The sequence below is a fragment of the Streptococcus acidominimus genome (assembly GCF_001921825.1).
In the GTDB taxonomy this organism is placed as follows: domain Bacteria; phylum Bacillota; class Bacilli; order Lactobacillales; family Streptococcaceae; genus Streptococcus; species Streptococcus acidominimus.
In genome coordinates this window covers 1-18,980 of sequence record NZ_MSJL01000043.1, presented here as the reverse complement: position 1 = coordinate 18,980, position 18,980 = coordinate 1, and the positions used below count along the sequence as shown (strand labels likewise).

The 18,980-nt window shown below is 41.7% G+C and carries 14 protein-coding genes and 1 pseudogene; 1 reads left to right on the top strand and 14 read right to left on the bottom strand.

Going from position 1 to position 18,980, the window contains the following annotated elements; translation table 11 throughout:
* Positions 1–887: 887 nt before the first annotated feature.
* The 14 genes from pbp2b to BU200_RS08385 all read right to left on the bottom strand — a co-directional run bounded on the left by pbp2b (position 888) and on the right by BU200_RS08385 (position 18,785).
* Positions 888–2,969, bottom strand: coding sequence for a penicillin-binding protein PBP2B (gene pbp2b, locus BU200_RS08440; RefSeq protein WP_425328995.1), 2,082 nt, complete (start codon positions 2,967–2,969; stop codon positions 888–890).
* 110 nt (positions 2,970–3,079) lie between these two features.
* A complete protein-coding gene (locus tag BU200_RS10700; protein WP_244912645.1) occupies positions 3,080–3,976 on the bottom strand; it encodes an ATP-binding cassette domain-containing protein in 897 nt (298 codons plus the stop codon).
* A 24-nt stretch (positions 3,977–4,000) separates the two neighbouring features.
* Positions 4,001–4,468 (bottom strand): ATP-binding cassette domain-containing protein, encoded by a 468-nt coding sequence (locus BU200_RS10695; RefSeq protein ID WP_083609388.1) that lies wholly within the window; start codon positions 4,466–4,468, stop codon positions 4,001–4,003.
* A 1,019-nt stretch (positions 4,469–5,487) separates the two neighbouring features.
* Complete coding sequence (locus tag BU200_RS08430; protein ID WP_075099734.1) at positions 5,488–6,291, bottom strand: MBL fold metallo-hydrolase; 804 nt, start codon at positions 6,289–6,291, stop codon at positions 5,488–5,490.
* Between the two features lie 6 nt (positions 6,292–6,297).
* Positions 6,298–7,650: a cell wall metabolism sensor histidine kinase VicK gene (gene vicK, locus BU200_RS08425; protein WP_075099733.1), complete on the bottom strand. Its 1,353-nt coding sequence runs from the start codon at positions 7,648–7,650 to the stop codon at positions 6,298–6,300.
* Positions 7,643–8,347 (bottom strand): response regulator YycF, encoded by a 705-nt coding sequence (gene yycF / locus BU200_RS08420; protein ID WP_075099732.1) that lies wholly within the window; start codon positions 8,345–8,347, stop codon positions 7,643–7,645. Before yycF ends, vicK begins: the two co-directional genes overlap by 8 nt.
* A gap of 187 nt (positions 8,348–8,534) precedes the next feature.
* Positions 8,535–9,812: a toxic anion resistance protein gene (locus tag BU200_RS08415; protein ID WP_075099731.1), complete on the bottom strand. Its 1,278-nt coding sequence runs from the start codon at positions 9,810–9,812 to the stop codon at positions 8,535–8,537.
* Positions 9,805–10,605 (bottom strand): hypothetical protein, encoded by an 801-nt coding sequence (locus tag BU200_RS08410; protein ID WP_075099730.1) that lies wholly within the window; start codon positions 10,603–10,605, stop codon positions 9,805–9,807. The genes BU200_RS08415 and BU200_RS08410 overlap by 8 nt, the downstream gene beginning before the upstream one ends.
* 344 nt (positions 10,606–10,949) lie before the next feature.
* Positions 10,950–11,318, bottom strand: coding sequence for a nuclear transport factor 2-like protein (locus tag BU200_RS08405; RefSeq protein WP_075099729.1), 369 nt, complete (start codon positions 11,316–11,318; stop codon positions 10,950–10,952).
* Positions 11,319–11,366: 48 nt separating this feature from the next.
* Positions 11,367–12,398: a DUF3114 domain-containing protein gene (locus BU200_RS08400; protein WP_075099728.1), complete on the bottom strand. Its 1,032-nt coding sequence runs from the start codon at positions 12,396–12,398 to the stop codon at positions 11,367–11,369.
* A 273-nt stretch (positions 12,399–12,671) separates the two neighbouring features.
* Positions 12,672–14,621: a threonine--tRNA ligase gene (gene thrS / locus BU200_RS08395; protein WP_075099727.1), complete on the bottom strand. Its 1,950-nt coding sequence runs from the start codon at positions 14,619–14,621 to the stop codon at positions 12,672–12,674.
* A 1,176-nt stretch (positions 14,622–15,797) separates the two neighbouring features.
* Positions 15,798–17,039: an MFS transporter gene (locus BU200_RS08390; RefSeq protein WP_075099726.1), complete on the bottom strand. Its 1,242-nt coding sequence runs from the start codon at positions 17,037–17,039 to the stop codon at positions 15,798–15,800.
* Between the two features lie 168 nt (positions 17,040–17,207).
* Positions 17,208–17,375: a hypothetical protein gene (locus tag BU200_RS11150; RefSeq protein WP_158015147.1), complete on the bottom strand. Its 168-nt coding sequence runs from the start codon at positions 17,373–17,375 to the stop codon at positions 17,208–17,210.
* Between the two features lie 540 nt (positions 17,376–17,915).
* Positions 17,916–18,785 (bottom strand): Rgg/GadR/MutR family transcriptional regulator, encoded by an 870-nt coding sequence (locus BU200_RS08385; protein ID WP_075099725.1) that lies wholly within the window; start codon positions 18,783–18,785, stop codon positions 17,916–17,918.
* 46 nt (positions 18,786–18,831) lie between these two features.
* Here BU200_RS08385 and BU200_RS11275 point away from each other — a divergent pair.
* Positions 18,832–18,980: pseudogene (locus BU200_RS11275) on the top strand (IS5/IS1182 family transposase); the annotation flags it as partial.

Genomic DNA, 18,980 nt, shown 5'->3' with positions numbered 1-18,980 from the left:
GAATAAGCAAACAATTTCTAACTTTTCTTCTACTGATTTTGGACTTCTTTTGGACATGTGAAAACTCCCCTTATAGTGTCTAGTGAATTTTTGTTTTTTCACTGTCCACTATATGGGGAGTATATCAGTCTTAAGATGGAGATTTTATTACATGAGATAGAAAGAGCCACAGCTATTTCCGTTTTAGCTACTTACAGATGTGCTACCTTTAGGGATAAATACTCCTAGCTCTAAAGGTATAGGATACCTTTAGAGGCAGGAAATAGAAGTTTGCAGAGCAAACTCTCCCTAGTCTCTGCGTCGTATTTCCTATTTTTCAGTCGGTTTTTTAACGGCTTCACATCTTGTTTAACTGAACTCGGACTACAACTCACTGACAAAGCCTATTTAAAAGGTTGAGTAAATCAAGAAATATCACAGTAGGCATCTGATTGGCGCTTATACGCCAATCTAGTTGCCCTTGTGGGGGTCTCACGACGAAGCGAACCGCTTCTGTTCGGCCGCCTATTTTGTCTAGGAGTTGCTCCCACAGTCTAGGGATAGACTGTGGGAGGTGGGAAATAAAACGAGGGAAACTCGTGTCAAACAGTCTAGGAATAGACTGTGGGAGGTGAGAAATAAAACGAGGGAAACTCGTGTCAAACGTCCTCGTATCTTGTGTAACTGAACTCGGACTACAACTCACTGACAAAAAGATAAATCTCATTGGTTGCAAAGCAACCTGCTTCGATTTCCTATTTTGTCTAGGAGTTGTTTAACGTCCTCGTATCTTGTGTAACTGAACTCGAGCTACGAGCTGTGCAAAAAAGATAGTTTTTCCTAGAACTCATAGTTCTGCGTCAAAACTCCTATTTTTGCTTTGCTCGCTTAACACTCTCGTATCTTGTTTATCTCATCGGATGGAGCGATTGGTAGAGATTGATAATTTCTGTTGTGATGCGCTTGCTTGTAGCTGAATCGAGATCCGTCAAGTTCGGTAGGATAACTGCTACTGCAACCTTTGGATCTGCACTCGGCGCGTAGGATACAATATTGGTATTGACTGCACTCAAGACCTGACCTGTCTCTGTTGTTACAAAGGTTTCGGCTGTACCAGTCTTGGCACTAATTGGCACGCTGGCACCTTCTGCAATGGCTTTCCCTGTCGTAAAGCCACTTTCACCATTGACGACCATATAGAAGCCTTGCTGGATAAGCGCCATCTCTTCCTGTGGGACATTGACCTGATTCAGCTCCTTGCCCGTAATAGGTTCAATAATCTCTCCTAGACCACCATCTGCATTGTTGGCATAGATTCCTTCTGCTAAGTGCGGGCTAACCCGTCGACCACCATTTGCTACCGTAGCGGCGTATTGCGCCATCTGCATCGGAGTGTAATTGTCAAATTGTCCAAAGGAATTGGTTAGATAGTTTGAAATCGAATAATCTTTAGGGATAAATCCAGTTGATTCCAGCGGTAGATCAATCCCTGTTGCAGCACCTAGACCATATTCACCAAAGGTCGTCCGTAGCTGTTCCATTGAAGTACGAAGGGTTTCATTCTCTTTCAAAATCATCCCAGGGACATAGGGTTGTCCAATCATGTCGAGAGCGATTTGAACCATGTAGGTATTAGAAGAATATTGCAGAGCTTCAATTGCGTTAATATTGCGACTGCCAAAAACTGTAAACCAAGAATTGATTGGGGCAGAACCGGCAAATTGAATCGGCTGATCTGTCAATACCTGATTGCCTGTCAGCACACCAGTCTCCCAACCAGCTGTCAGGGTTGCTCCCTTGACAATGGATCCCGGAACAAAGGTATTGGTAATAGTTCCTAGGGCATTCTCCTTGACCTCATTAGTCTTTGTATCATGACTGTATCCCGCCATAGCAAGGACTGCCCCAGTCTGGGGCTCAAGCACCACGGCATAAATCCCTTCTGAATAACGGGCGCTTCCTGTCGCCAATTCAGCATCAAAATAGCGCTTCAGAATGGCATTGACCCCATCTTGGAAAGCTAGGTCAATCGTCAATTTGACATTTTTCCCCTTGCTTCCTTCCTGAATGGTGGTGATGCTCTCGACATTTCCATTTCGATCGAGGTTAATTTCTTTCTTCTCTCTCTGGCCTTGCAAAACTTCTTCATACTGCTTTTCCAGATAAGCTGTTCCTACACGATCATTGAGCGAGTAGCCCTTGGCTAAATAGTCCTTAGCATCTTCTTCTGGCAAACCTGCCTGTTGTGTGGTGACCGTTCCGATAATGGAAGCTAGGGAAGTCCGATTTACAACCCGTTTCCAGCTACTTGCGGTAGAAATCCCCGGCAACTGGGCTTCATTCGCTGCAATGATAGCAATCTGTTCAGCCGTTAGTGGATCTGTTACCAGATTAACCGTTTCAAAATAAGCCGCAGCATTCATTTGCGAAAAGAGTTCTACGACCTTTAATTCCTCATCCGAGTATGCCACCTGCTCTGGAGTCAGGCTCGCAACAGCGTTATTGTAAATGACTGCTTCGTTCAGACTGTTGCCATCTGTATCCAAGCGCTGATCCTTGGGCAGTTTTTTGACAACTTCTGCATAAACTTCTGGATCAGCCAGATAGTAATCTGCCCGCTCCCGCGGTGTCACATCAACATCTGTCAAGTTTATCCACTGCAAGAGCATCGCTGCAATCTCTTTCATCTGACGGGCTGTCATTTTATTGGAACGGGTAAAGGTCGCTACCTGCTCTACCTGATTTTCCACTAGGGCGACACCTTTTGCATCATAAATCTGCCCACGCACAGAACTATTGGTAATCACTTTTTGGCTGGCCTTGGCTAATTTATCGGTATAAAACTCTTTATTGATAATCTGCATATAGGCTAGACGCGAAATCAAGATTGAAAACAAGACAAGCACAATGGCAAATAAAATATTCAAACGTCGAGGGATAAAGGCATCCTCTCGCCCCTTGCGGGAAGGTACATTTTTCGTCACTCTCAAAACCTCATTCTAGAAAATTCTTCTCTATTATATCACAAGGAGCCTCTTTTTTTCTGTCTGGACTGACGGATTCTGGCTATTTTTTCAACCAATTCATCTGTAAATAAGTGCTAGAACCTCATTTGGTGTAAGATACCGTTTTCAATGCACCAGGTCTGATTTGTTACATTGGCGACAAAATCTTTATCGTGAGAAATCAACACTAAACTCCCCTTGTATTCTTTTAAAAATGCCTCCAAGGCCAAAAGGCTTGTCAAGTCTAAAAAATTGGTCGGCTCATCCAGAACCAATAAATTATGGTCACTCAGCAAGGCTTTTGCTAAGGATAGCCGAACGCGCTCCCCGCCTGACAAACACGCCACTTTCTGCTTCGCCTTCTCATAGCGGATCCCCAACATGGCCAGAAAATTTAAAATTGTCACCCTATCCTGAAGAGAAGAACTCGCCGCATTCTCAAAGGCTGATTGTTCCTCATCTAAGTCTTGCAAATCCTGAGCAAAATAAGCAATCGCTAATTTTTCTGAAAAATACCCTGCCAACTCTTTTTGGGTCAACTGACGGATCAAACTGGTCTTTCCAGAGCCATTTCTTCCAGTAAGTGCAAGACGATCTCCTTTTCGCATGGTCAAGGCAGGATAGTCTACCAAGGGGCGACCTCCCACTACTATCTGTCCCTCTTCTAATCGGAATAGAGTATGGAGATTTTCTTCCATAGCCCCTCTCATTTCCAACTTTACCCAAGCTTCTTTGCGAGGTTGCTCTACTTTTTCAAGACGCTCCATTCGTTTCTCAATGGCCTTAGCTCCTTTTGCCATTGACTTAGCCTGACTGTCATAACTTCCCATCATTGACTGAACTTTCCATTCCGAACTGGACCGTCCTTTTTTACCTTTGGCTAAGTTTTTTGCTCTTTGCTTACGCGTCCGTGCAATTTCCTGCAATTGATTTACTTTCTGCTGATACTGTTGATAGGCATGTTCTTGTTGCGCCCTCTCCTTTTCTCTCATTAGCTCAAAGTCCTGATAATTGCATTAATAGTGATGGATCGTCTGTTCACTCAACAGCCAAATATGATTGACAACCTGATTCAAAAAATAACGATCATGACTGACGACAAGGACTGTCCCACGATACCGCTGCAATTGGTGGATCAACCATCTTCGATTTTCTTCATCCATATTCGCTGTTGGTTCATCTAAAAATAGGATACCCGCTCGTTCAGACAAGGCTCTTTTCACAGCTTTCAATACTTGCTCACCACCTGATAAACTGCTAACGTCCTTCAATTGAGGAACATAAGCCCAATCAGATCGCACCAACACCTGTCCATCATACTCCTCATCTTCTCCTATAAAAAGTTTTAATAGACTAGATTTTCCTGCCCCATTTTCGCCTATTAGTCCAATCCTCTGCCCAGACTGAACCGCCAGATGATCAATCGTGAATAACGCTCTGCCCTGTACTTCTTTTTGAAGATTGCTACATTTTATAACTTCCATACTCATTCTCCTCCTAATACTCTTGAAAAATCTAAACGACACGTTGTTGACTTGCTTTGACAGTATAGTCGTTTAGTTTATTTTTAGTACTAGCTCAAACAGTCTGGGGAGAGACTGTTTGAGGTGGGAAATGAAGAAAACGAAGTTTTCGTTAAAAGTCGCAGGTAATACTGGGGTACAGCAAGACAAGTTAACGAAGTAATAAAAATATAAACTAAATGACTATATACTCGTCAAAAATCAAATAGAGATATAGAAGAGTACACAAAAAGCCATGCTAAAGTCTTTTTCTCTAACATAGCTTTTCTTTGCTTTGACAGCCAAAGAAAAACCAGAATCTACCTAATAATCTCTCTAGACCAGGACCTGCCTAGAGATTTCATCACATAGCACTTCTAAACCTCAATAGCACAGTCTTGCCCCTTGTTTTCGCATGACATAATCAGCAACGCTGTCAAACAAAAGTCAAGATAGATAATAGGTTTAGTTGTTATTCATGGTTTTTCTGACCTCATTTCCTTTACTGGCAATAGTATAGCATATTTTTAACATGATGACAAGGAAAACTCTCTCCTAAAGCACCCTAAAATCGTGAGTCATTCGGCAATCGTTTAGCCCAGACAGCTAGTCTCTTGGCGAAGTACTCTTTGTTCTCTTTCTGCTCTCGTATCTTGTAATTGAACGCGGGTTAAAAGCTCGGAAAAAAAGATAAATACTCCTAGCTCTAAAGGTATGAGATACCTTTAGAGGCGGGAAATAAAAGTTTGCGAAGCAAACTCTCGTCTAAAGGCTCTGCGTCAAAACTCCTATTTTTGCTTTGCTCGCTTCAACAGTCTAGGGATAGACTGTTGAAGATGGGAGATAAAACGAGTGAAACTCGTGTCAAACGCTCTCGTATCTCGTGAAATTGAACTCGAGCTACAACTCACTGACAAAAAGATAAATCTCATTGGTTGCAAAGCAACCTGCTTCGATTTCCTATTTTGTCTAGGAGTTGCTTAACGCTCTCGTATCTTGTTTTAAATCGTGGTTAGGGGGGTTGCGGTGTCTGGTGATGTGTCATGGATCTGGAAATCCACACCGACTCCCAAATCGGCTTGAGATAGCTGATTGACCATGGTCATATGTGCCAATTCCTTGATGTTATTTTCCTTGCTGAGGTGTCCTAGATAAATCTTCTTGGTGCGATTTCCGAGAGTGCGAATCATGGCATCTGCTCCGTCTTCGTTGCAAAGATGTCCCTTATCGGACAAAATCCGCTGCTTGAGATTCCATGAGTAGGAACCTGATCGCAGAATCTCAACATCATGGTTAGATTCAATCAAGTATCCGTCCGCATTTTCGATAATCCCTGCTAGACGGTCGCTGACATAGCCTGTATCCGTCAGCATGACAAAGCTCTTATCGTCTTTCATAAAGCGGTAAAATTGTGGGCAGGCCGCATCATGGCTGACACCGAAACTTTCAATGTCCAAATCACCGAAGGTCTTGGTCACCCCCAGTTCAAAAATATGCTTTTGCTCCAGCGCAATCGTACCTAGCTTGGCTTCCATAGCCTGCCAGGTTGCCTCATTGGCATAGATGTCCATGCCGTATTTACGGGCTAAAACGCCAATGCCGTGGATGTGATCACTATGCTCATGCGTAACCAAAATGGCATCTAACTCTTCAGGCCGACGGTCGATTTCTGCTAATAAGCTTGTAATCTTCTTCCCTGACAGACCTGCATCTACTAAAATCTTCTTCTTCTCTGTTTCTAAATAGAAGGAATTTCCACTGGAACCAGAGGCTAAAATACTATATCGAAATCCTATTTCTCCCATACACTCCTATTCTTCCTCTTCAGTATCCTCCCACTCATCAGCTGTCATATCCTTAATATATGGCAGGACAATGGTGAAGGTTGAACCATGTCCATATTCACTCTTGGCCCAGATAAAGCCCTTGTGTTGCTTGACGATTTCCTTGGCGATAGCAAGCCCAAGTCCTGTACCACCTTGCGCCCGTGAACGCGCCTTGTCTACCCGATAAAAACGGTCAAAAATCTTAGGCAGATCAGCCCTTGGAATCCCTAGACCTTCATCAGAAATGGAGATAATCAACTGGGTGTCTGTCGTCTTCATACTAAAGGTGATGTTGCCACCATCTGGTGAATATTTAATGGCATTATTTAAAATGTTATCCATGACCTGGGTCATCTTATCCGTGTCGATTTCAATCCAAATCGGTGTAATCTGATAGTCACGAATAAGGGTATATTCTTTGCCTGCCTCCTGCTGGCTCTTCATCTGATCAAAGCGGTTTAAGATAAAGGTCACAAAGGCTGTAAAGTTGATCAGCTCTACGTCAGCTGAACTAACCTGATTGTCAATCCGCGAAAGGCTCAATAAATCAGAGATCATCCGCATCATACGATTGGTCTCATCTAGCGATACCTTGACAAAGCTAGGGGCAACAGCCTCGGTCAAGGCTCCGTCATCAAGGGCTTCCAGATAGGATTTTACTGATGTCAACGGTGTCCGCAATTCGTGGCTAACGTTTGAAACAAACAAGCGCCGCTCCCGCTCTTCCTTGGCCTGCTCGGTCATATCATGCAGTACGACAACGAGACCTGAAATCAAGCCGCTCTCGCTACGAATGGTCGCAAAATTGGCCCGCAGGGTCAAAAATTCACCATTTTCATTATCGTGTTCAATGACAATTTCAGGCGTCTGAGCCAGCAAATCTCGAAAACTATAATCCCCACGAATGCCTAAAATTTCTAATAAGTCACGCTGCTCCGTTGTTTTAGCACTAAGTCCTAACTGCTTTTGCGCTGTTTCATTGACCATGATGACCCGACCTCTACGGTCTGCCGCCATCACCCCATCATTCATATAGGCGAGAATAGAGGCCAGCCGTGTCTTTTCCTGTTCCAAGTGGTCATGGGTCAGCCTGATCACTTCTGACAAATCGTTGAGCGAATTGGCCATATCTGTAATCTCCGGACTGCCCCTCATATCCAGAACATCCGAATAGTCCAGCTCAATCAAGCGTTTGACCTTTTGATTGAGTTCCTTGATTTGCTGATTATCTCGGTGATTTTCAATCAGTAAGACCGCCAATGCAATGACAAAACCAATCAAGATGACCACAAACCAAAATTCAGGTTTTGTTATTAAATACCGTAATTGATTAATCATTTCCTTTTATATAATACCCGACACCACGCCGCGTCAAGATGTATTCTGGACGGCTCGGTGTATCTTCAATCTTCTCACGCAGACGACGAACGGTCACATCAACAGTCCGTACATCTCCAAAATAATCGTAACCCCAGACGGTTTCCAGTAAGTGTTCCCGCGTCATGACCTGACCTAGATGCTTGGCCAAATGGTGGAGCAACTCAAATTCACGGTGGGTCAACTCCAATTCCCTGCCATGTTTTTTTGCCACAAAGGCATCTGGAATAATGACTAAATCTCGAATGCTTAGCTCCGGTGTACCAGTCGCATCCAGCTCAACTTGAGTTTCTGCCAGCTCACTACGACGCAAGAGAGCCTTGACCCGAGCCTGCAATTCCCGGTTTGAAAAGGGCTTGGTCACGTAGTCATCTGCCCCGATTTCAAGACCAATTACCTTGTCAAACTCGCTGTCTTTAGCTGATAGCATCAAAATCGGTACATTGCTGGTTTTGCGAATGGTTCGCGCCACTTCAAGACCATCAATCTCTGGCAACATCAAATCGAGAATCACAATATCTGGAAATTCAGCTTCAAATACTGCCAAGGCTTCACGACCATCAAAGGCCGTCACCACCTCGTATCCCTCTCGCGTCATATTGAATTTGATAATGTCCGAAATCGGCTTTTCATCATCCACAATCAAGATTTTTTTCATCTTTTCTCACCTCGTCATTCTTCTGCTATTATACCAAAACTCCTCCAAATTAGCTTGGAGGAAGCACGGCGGGGATAAGATGAAAAGGATAAGAGCTTCCCCTATCCTTTTCAGCTGATTATTGTTTATTTTCTAAGACCACTTGACCATTTACGGACATTGGTCAAGAACAATAAAATTTTAGGTTTTATTCAGACGCAGTCGTTGAATGAGAAGAGGCTTCCACTTCTTTCTGGGCTTTCTTTCCTTGATTCAGCAGGGCTTGAATGATTTTTTCATCGCGCAATTTTGTCGAATCATTGATAGCTGCCGCTGATTGTACAATGACAGCCTCTAACTCTTGGCGCTTTCTTCTACCTTCTTCAATCGCTGCTATAATACCATTATTCTGTTCGACAAGGCTTTGTGCTAGACTGGTCACTGCTTCAACAGACATGCTCGGTCTTTGTGCCACGCGCTCCAAGTTTGGAATCACTTCCTTACTGGTCTCTGCCAACATCGTAAGGGCTGCATTATTCGCATTAGTAATTGCGTCCGCTACTTGTCCAGCTTTTTGGGACTGCTGCAGCATACCCAACTGTGCTAGGGTCAATTTCATTGTCGGAATTGTATTTCTTCTCAACATCCCTAAACGCTGACGACTATCCGAGGAAACCTTGACAAGGTTCCGCATTTGAGGAGTTGTCGCCCAAGCAACATATAGGCGGCTAATATACTCTGTTCGCTGCTGCTCTAAGGTATTGATAACCTCCGTCAACCGTCCTAGCTTTTCTTGCTCCACATGGTAGCTAGCGGACTGGCTATCTAGCTGGCTTAGTGCTTGTTGTAATTCATTGGCGCGTTGACTAGCTTCTTTTTCAGAAGCCTCAATAAAACAAATCACCCCTACTAGGTTTTCAATCGACTGGGTATTGTCCTCAATCAAACGTTCCGCTGATACAATGTTGCGCGCTAGGAGATCCTCCTGCTTAACGACCGTCGCTGCCAAGCTATCCATGCGACTTTCAATTGATTGGGAGCTAATGTGCAGCTCTTGCAGGGAATTTTTCCCCTTATCAAACAAACGGCTAAAGAAACTCGGTTTCTTTTCCAATTCTACCGCTGAAACATCCTTATACTTTGCCACAAAGCCATTCACTTCACGATTGACTTGTAAAAATAAATCATCTACCTCTGGAATGGTCAACTTCCTTTGCTCTTTCAGAAGATGATTTACCGTAGCATTCACTGCTTCAACTGCTTCTTTTCCAAAATCCAAGAGCTGGTTTTGATCCTCTATGAACCGCTCCACTAACGAAGGAACACGTGCTTCAATGGCAGTCTGTTGCTCCAAAGAGAGGGAGGGCCAAAATTGCAAACCATCTGACTGATTCGATTCGATCTGACTGATCACCGAGCTGGTCTTGTCTGTTTTTAATATCTCATTTGAGGCAATCGCATCAATATCAAATTGAAAATCACTCATGATTTACTCCTTTTCCCTTCTGAATCATCTGTAAACTAATTTCAAACTCGGTTAGATTTTCTTCATTCAACTGACGTAGCGAAAAAGTCAGTTGTTCATCTAATAACTCCAAGGCTTGTCTAGCTCTCTCCAAGCGCTCGTCTGCCCCGTGGTAATGTTCGGGTTCTTGCTTAATTTTTAAGTAGCCTGTCACGATATCTGAAAATTGATCGACGACAATACCATGCTCTGCCATCAACTCCTGCATCTGATGGCTACTAATTTTCTGGATCAGCGCATCAATTTCTACATTTTTTTCATGGATGCGTAAATAGAGTTCATAAATCTCCGGCGCATCTTTCCGCAGCCTTCTTGCCACCTTATCCCCCATTTCTGGAGCAATTTCTGATGGGATACTATCTAAACTTTCTGCAATCTGCCCTCTTAGCTTTACCAAGCGATAGGCTGACTTATAGCTGTCAAAGCCAAGGTGTTGCTCAATCTCTGAAAGACAGGTAGAAAGTTGATCGAGCTGGTTGAGCAGTAACCTTCCAACTAGATCCATGTTTTCAACATCTTCCTCTTCTTGAAATAGGAGAAACTTTTCATAATTTTTAACGGACTGCTGAAACAGGGCTTCTAAACGATCCTGCTCTTTTTGCTGTACCTGCTTCTTTTGATGTTCCCTGTACATCAGATAGCCTACTACCAAACCAAGTGCTAAAAAAATATACCAAAATCTTAGCAGTAATCCGAGACCAAATAGTAGTAGAAAGAAGGTGATACACCCCTTTGCTCCATAGAAATTTTTCATTAACAATTCTCCTCCTTTGCCAGTTCGTCCCTATCACGAGCAGTCACCTATTATGGTATCTCTAGCTTTTTCAATCAATCCTCAATACAGGTTCTGTTCTACCTTCTATTTATAGCTAGCCACATCAATTACTAAGGTAGATGATGGTTTGTGATGAGCTAGAATACTCTCCTGTATAGAAAAATCTTAAATCCATTATATCATTTATTTGAAAGATTCGTCACTATACAAATCATATTATCTACAAATAATTGAACTATCCGAGCCATAAAAATGGCGAATCAGTAGATTGAAAAAGTTCTTTTTGAATCTCCATCAGGCGACAGGGATCAATAGGAGTTCCGTTAGGGAATCGACTTTCCTATCTTCATCGCTTGTCGCCAATCTGGTTTTTCCCCATCATCTGCCCAGTATTCGTCTAACTCAACAATGAGATCATCCCGTATCTTGATAAAGCTGACGGCATGGACAGAAAACAACTGATCAATAGGAAAAACACGGGTCACTACAATGATGGTGTCCCCTATTTCTTCAATGCGCTCAATTTCTCCAGCCCAGTCTCCAGGATAGTCACAATTAGCCCTCACATATTCTTCCACAGAAAAACATTCATTGGTACACCACCAACGGATGATCGCATCTTCAGCAAAGAATGCTTTGAGCTTGACTTCATCTTGTGCCAACACAGATGTTACAAATGATTTTACATCCATGACCATACCTCCTCTAGGATTCAGCTTCATTATACCATGGAAACCTTTTTAGGTAGAAGAAAATATAGCAATTTTTCGCAACATTCGCCTAAAATCCCGCTCAACCAACTTGGTCTGCTGGTGACTGGACAAGGCATTTTCTGCATAAAGTCCCTCTGGATTAAAATAGCTACGCTCATAATCAGCATCATTTTTTCTGCTCCGATTTGGAGCGCGAAAACCCTTGGTCACTCGATTACGAAAGGCAGGGTCATGAGGAGAGACAGTATCTACATCTAAGTCCCAGTGGCGCTTACCTGCCTTGCCATAGTTAAAGCTCGCTCCGTTAACAATACCTATTTCCTCTACCTTCTGCGCATCCATTTCATTGAGGAAATGCCCCTGACTATCTAGGATAAATTCTGTATGAAAATGAATCAGAATCTTAATATTAAAGGACTGATAGCCTGACGGATACCGCTTTTCACCACTCTCAAACTTGAGTTTGTTGTGCAAACGAGCAGAAGTACCAATGCTGTAATCCTTTTTTAGGTGCCACCAAGGATAGAGCTTCCGCAGATAACGTGCAAGGGCTTGACCATCCGTCTCACCGACACTCCTAAAATGATGGCGGACATACTCTGCCTGCTGGCTCGAAATGACGTAGCGAAGCTGGTGCAATTGCCTTGCTAGTAAGTCCTTTTGGCTCATGGTCTGCCCTGGAAAGGCTTGGTCAACCGTATGAGAAAGCTCCCACCAAAAAGGATCATGAGGGGGGAGATCTGGATGAAAAGCTGCTACTAAAGCCTGATTTTCAGCCAATTCTCCCCTTACATCATCTGGCATACCAACACTGGTGACCAAAACCGGCAACAACTGGCGAGGTCTTGTCCGCGCTTTTTCCAATTGCCATAGTTTGCGAAATAAAGCCGAACCAATCCGGCAATCACTCATGTCCTCTTTCGTCTTGACAATCTTCGCTAGCGTGTCGTCCGACCAGCCCTGCTCCTTTAGCAATAGCAGTTGCTTGGCTGCACGATAGCGCTCTACTATCCCTTTCTGCGTAAAGGGGTATCTGCGTTCAGACAAGAGTTTCCACATCTTTGCCTCCTTTTCAATTGATCCTGCTAATTGGGCTCTATAAAAATCAAAATCTGACTAGGCAATGAAACCGCAGGTAGAACTCTGTTCTTTCTTGTTTTAAGGAAACAGGCTAAAAACCTCCACTGGAGCTTTTTACTCAGCAAGGTGAATGAACGACGTCAGATTTTGACTTTTATAGAGTATGAGCTGTTTTCATTTCAAATACAGAAACCAATAGAAAATAGGAGCTACACCCAGCCCCTATTTTCAGTCCTACAAGTTGGCTACTACTTACGCATCTTTGGGAGTGCGTGAATAGTTAGCAATGTCTGCAAGAATATGCTCGGTAAAGTCTGCAAGACTGACCGTTTGCGTTTCCTTGTGTCCGTAGCGGCGGACATTGACAGCCCGATCTTCTACTTCCTTATCTCCAACAATCAATTGGTATGGAATTTTACCTGTTTGACTTTGGCGAATCTTGTACTGCATCTTTTCATTTCGCTCATCAACAACAGCACGTACACCGCGATTTTGCAATTCTTTTGCTACTTCCCAAGCGTAATCCACATGCTTCTCATTAGAAACTGGTATCAGAGTGACTTGGGTTGGTGCAAGCCAGGTTGGGAAAGCTCCCTTGTAAGTTTCAATCAAGATAGCTGTAAAGCGTTCCATGGTTGAAATCACACCACGGTGAATCATGACAGGACGGTGCTCTTCTCCGTCAGCCCCGATATAGTGGAGGTCAAAGCGCTCTGGTAACAAGAAGTCAAGCTGGATGGTGGATAGGGTTTCTTCATTTCCAAGAGCTGTTTTCACCTGAATATCCAATTTCGGACCATAGAAAGCGGCTTCTCCTTCTGCCTCAAAGTAGTCCAAGCCCATATCATCCATCGCTCCTTTAAGCATGGCTTGGGCATTTTCCCACATCTCGTCATTGTCATAGTATTTATGCTTATCTTCTGGATCACGATAGGAGAGACGGAAGCGGTAGTCAGTCAAGTTGAAGTCTTCATAAACATCAATAATCAACTGAAGCGCACGTTTAAATTCTTCTTGAATTTGCTCTGGGGCAACGAAGATATGCCCGTCATTCAAGGTCATTTCACGCACCCGCTGGAGCCCTGAAAGGGCACCTGACTTCTCATAACGGTGCATCATGCCAAGCTCGGCAATGCGGACTGGCAATTCACGATAAGAGCGTACATGGTTTTTATAGACTTGGATGTGGTGTGGACAGTTCATTGGACGAAGGACAAATTCTTCCCCGTCTCCCATGTCCATTGGCGGAAACATATCTTCTTGATAATGCTCCCAGTGACCAGAGGTCTTGTACAACTCGACAGATGCGAGCGGTGGAGTATAGACGTGTTGATAGCCAGAGGCTAATTCCTTATCAGTGATATAGCGCTCCAAGGTACGGCGGATGGTCGCTCCATTTGGTAGCCAGAATGGCAGACCTTGACCAACTTCTTGGCTGATCATAAACAAGTCAAGCTCTTTCCCTAGTTTGCGGTGGTCACGTTCTTTCGCTTCTTCCCGCATTTGAATATAGTTCTTCAAATCTTTTTTATCAAACCAGGCAGTACCATAGACCCGTTGCATCATGGCATTATCGCTATTTCCCCGCCAGTAAGCCCCTGCTACATTGAGCAACTGGAAGACCTGAATGCGACCTGTTGACGGCACATGAGGCCCACGGCAAAGGTCTACATACTCGCCTTGGCGGTAAATGGTCAAGCCACCCTCATCTTCGGAATGTTCCTCAATCAGTTCCAACTTGTAAGGATCGTGCTTGAAAATCTCACGCGCCTCATCTTTTGAAACTTCCTCACGAATGCTCGGGAAATTCTCCTTGACGATTTTCTTCATCTCTTCTTCAATGGCTGCCAGATCTTCGTTTGAAATCTGTCCTGCTTCATTATCTGTGTCGTAGTAGAAGCCATCTTGAATAGCAGGCCCAACCCCTAGGTGAATATCTGGGAAATGACGGCGAGCTGCTTGTGCGAATAAGTGAGCTGCTGAATGGCGCAAGATGTCCAGTGCATCTTCATGGTCTGGAGTGACAATCTCAAGTGAGCCGTCCTCTGTAATGGCACGCGTTGTATCAATCAGCTTGCCGTTCAATTTACCAGCAAGTGCCTTTTTGGCAAGAGAATTGCTAATGGATTGTGCAATCTCAAAGGTTGTTACACCAGATTCAAATTCGCGCACAGCGCCATCTGGGAAAGTAATCTTAATCATACAATATTCTCCTTTTTTATCAGTATAATCTAAATCATCAGGTGCCTGCCCATCATGGGCTAGCCACTGACAATCGCCTAGAGATAGGCTAGTAATCTGACATACCAAAACACTTTTCCTTATCTGACAGGAATGCTTCCAACTCCTCCTCAAGAGGATAAGATAGCTCCACCAGCCACCAAATGCTTTCAGCTAGCTTCTGCTCCTTTTGTACTCTACTTGTTCGGTTTATGTTTAGTATAGTCATTTAGTTTATATTTTTATTACTTCGTTAACTCGTCTTGCTGTACTATTGAGAAAAGTTACACTTTTCTTATCTATCACTTGAAATAGTTATCAACTATTTCAACTACCTGCGACTTTTAACGAAAACTTCGTTTTCTTCATTTCCCACCTCAAACAGTCTCTCCCCAGACTGTTTGAGCTAGTACTAAAAATAAACGAAACGGCTATATTAGGCAATGAATTGAAGGTAGAACTGACGTTCACCGAGGCGAGTTGACAAAGGATCCTTTTGATCTTTGAAGAGTGCAAAAAAGTCCTACATCCAAAAGGACGTAAGACTACGTGGTACCACCCTCATTCGTGCCTGCCTACTCTAAAAACACTAGGACAAACACCTCGAATTAGCTATATCGTAGCAACCGTTTTATGTTTTCATAAAAACTCAAAAGAGGAGTATCTAATCAGACTTTTTATGCGTTTGCAGCAACCACGCACTCTCTTGAAAAAAGTTCCCAATAGACTTGTCTCTGATGCTATTATAGCACCTTCAAGCGAAATTTCAAGTATTTTTCTTATTTTTTTAGAAGTAGCCCAAGCAAACTACCGAGGGCTAGAAAAGTCGAGGAAATCCTTAAATAGATAGGAATATATACTCCTGCTCCACTTGTATTGCTCTGGCTCACCACAAATAGGGGCGGTAGATAGAACCGAAGTTCATCAAGGCAAGTCAACAATGTAGAATTTTGATTTTTAAAGAGTATTATGGTGTCATAAAAGCTCAAAATAGGAAGCTCTTTATGCGTTTACAACACCACACACTCGCTTGAAAAATCCCTAACAGGCTTGTCTCTGCTGTTATTCTAACACCTTTAACCAAAAATTCAAGTATCTTACTGATCATTTGCTTCCTGACACTTCTCTCAAATGAGGGATGTAAAAAATTGATTTATTCTAGGACATCTCAAGTCCCTTCCTTTTTTTATTGATCGATAAAAATAGCGCAAGGATTGCGAGGATTGTAAATACCAACCAAGTAAGCCTGATATTATAGACTGCCAAGGAAGAAAAAAGAAAGGTTCCTGCGGGGAGTGACAAGGTAAAAAGCATTCCTAGAAAATTATTACTTTGTGCCAAAATGTCTGAAGGTAGACTTTCCATCAACAAGGCATCTAATTTGGGCATAGCTTTCCCCATGATATAAGCGGCAAGAGATAATAGGGCAATGCCAAATAAGGGACTTATAGGAGCTACATTTACCAGTCCAAGCATTCCAAATAAAGAACTATTCATTATCAAAAGAGTTGAAAAACTTTTCTTTGAAAAGTAGTCATGGGGTGTTAAGCTACCTAAGATAGCTCCTACTAGCATTGCAATTTCAACTACAAATAAGGATTGTCCATACGTCCAGTTAAACAAAGTATGCTTCATGAAATAGAAGTTATAAATACTCCCGACAGCCCCTCCTAGTGCATTGATACACAATATTGATGCTAGTATTTTCAAAAAAGAAGTATCGTTTGAACTTTTAAAGATGGTATCCATTTTTCCATACATGTCTTTAAATTGTTTTAATAAGGAATCTGATTTAGTTACACCAACCGTTTCATGAGTCAGCTTCTTTTTATTCATCAAAAGGACAAGCGCAGATAGTAGAAATGATACTGCATTGATTACAGCTACGAATGAAAAATGGTTATTTGATACTGTCAGCAACCATATACCAAAACTTTGTCCAATGATATTACATAAATATGAGGTAAATTGTGCAAAGGAATAGGCTTCAAACAATTCTTCTTTCGGAAGATTTTTTTGTAAGATAGGTAGGCGTAAACCTGCTGCATAATCGCTTAGCATATCACTAATGATATTTAAAAGACAGACAAAAGAAAATACGAGGAATGTCTTGTTTTCAATAACGAAAGCGACTAGGGTAAATAAAATTGCTTGAAGGATCCCAACAAACACCATCATTGACCCCTTATTTCGAGTACGATCCGCCTTTATACCCACCCAAAATGTAAAAATTGTAGGAATAATGGTTACCATATTCGCTATAAAGACAGCAATACTGGCGTGTGGTAAACTGGCAGCATAGATAACAAAGACTAAATTATAGATATAGGAACCAACAGAGTTGAGCATCCTTGAAATCGTTATAATTCTATATAAACTGTTCTTAAAAAATAATGTCATCTTTCACCACGATATACTTTTATATTGGCTCAAAACACAAAGGTAATCCGCTTGTAACCCCTTATCTTTTTCAGCCAGTATCCCGCTGGCTAGTAACAATCCATTTACATAAATTCGGGCAAATCATACCAGGATGTCTCATGGTACTTAAACTGTGATGCTTCCATATCATTCTCCATTGTCAATGATTTTTATAAATGGATATTTTTTAGGATTTTTCATGATTTTTTTTACTTTAGTTTCAATATAGCGTTCAAATTTTTCTTCAAAAATGCTACCACTTGGGCCCTTGTGCTCTTCTGAATTACAGTATTTTGTTAAAATTGTTTTTTTCATAATATTCTCATTTCTAATCAAACTCCCCTCCCCATCAGAGGAAAGGGAGTTTGATGCTTAGTTGGTATTAACTTGACATTTATAAGTTACTACAACATCTTGAGACGGCGCAGAGCATTTGCTTGCTTCTAATGCAAATTGTGTCATCGTTTGTTCCTCCTTTATTTTTTATAGCCGTTTAGTTTATTTTTAGTACTAGCTCAAACAGTCTGGGGAGAGACTGTTTGAGGTGGGAAATGAAGAAAACGAAGTTTTCGTTAAAAGTCGCAGGTAGTTGAAATAGTTGATAACTATTTCAAGTGATAGATAAGAAAAGTGTAACTTTTCTCAATAGTACAGCAAGACGAGTTAACGAAGTAATAAAAATATAAACTAAATGACTATACAACCACATTATAACCCGTCAAGCAACCACTCTAACAAAGTTTTCATATTTTCTTGTCCCCTTTTTTCAAAAAAGAATACTTATCTCTCAACTCCCCCTACAATGAAAGGATTAGAGATAAGTATTCTTTTTGATAAAACCTATGCTATTTTAATTTATTCAACATTTTTAAGCCAATTTTTCATGCTATTCATATAATAATCAGCGCTATCTGCACAATTCAGAAGTTGTAGAATTTCAATTGATTTCTCCATTTTTTTAATTCCCTCTTCTTTATCACCCTTTATATAGTCATGTTGTCCATCTGCGAATAGATAGATAATTCGTAAGTAGCTATCATTTTCTTCAAAAAAACAATCCTTAATCTGCTTATCAAAATAGGCTGCCTTACTTAACTTTTTCTCACTGATAGACTTAAATAATCCATTTAATAAGATTGTCTGGATATAATTTTTATTTTTTCGTAACTTTCCCAAAAAATCAACTTTTTGCAGCATTTCCCTAGTATATTGAAAATATAAATCGAGTGGTAATAAACAGGCTACATCTGAAAATAATTTTAATTCAAATTCTCCCCAAATATCGATAAAGAACAAATAATCATATAAAAATGTGAGTTCTTGTTTACTCATTTCAACTTGATCATCAAAAAGGCACATATGCCCCTTTATAATCAGGGCGTTGAATAGATAGCTTTCGTCTTTGTATCGCTCGTATTTCTCTATCTCATCTTGGTGCATCTTTTGTAGCAATGATGATGGATCGTGTTTCGCTGTGGCACTCCATATACTCGTTTTTAATTGTTCATATGCTGTTGGTTGAAAACCTCTGACCAGATAAACGAACTCTGTCAATTCTGTATGAATATTTTCTAGGGCAATTAACAACTTCGAAATGGTGATGTCTGATTCTCCATTTTCAAATTTGCTAAGCATAGAATAAGAAAATTTGCCTCCTGTGGCTTCTTTCAAAGAAATCTTTCTGCTCGTTCTCAAATCTTTGAATATTTCTCCCATATAATCCATTTTATCACTAGACTTGTTCGGTAACCAAATGTGATATACTATTTGTATGGAAACAATGTATGAAAAAGCTCAAAAACTCAGTTCAGAGAACTTCAAACTTCTCATAGGTGTTCAAAAAGAGACCTTTCAAGAAATGCTTACCTGTCTCAATGTAGCTTACCAACGTCAACATCGTCAAGGAGGTCGTCCACGCAA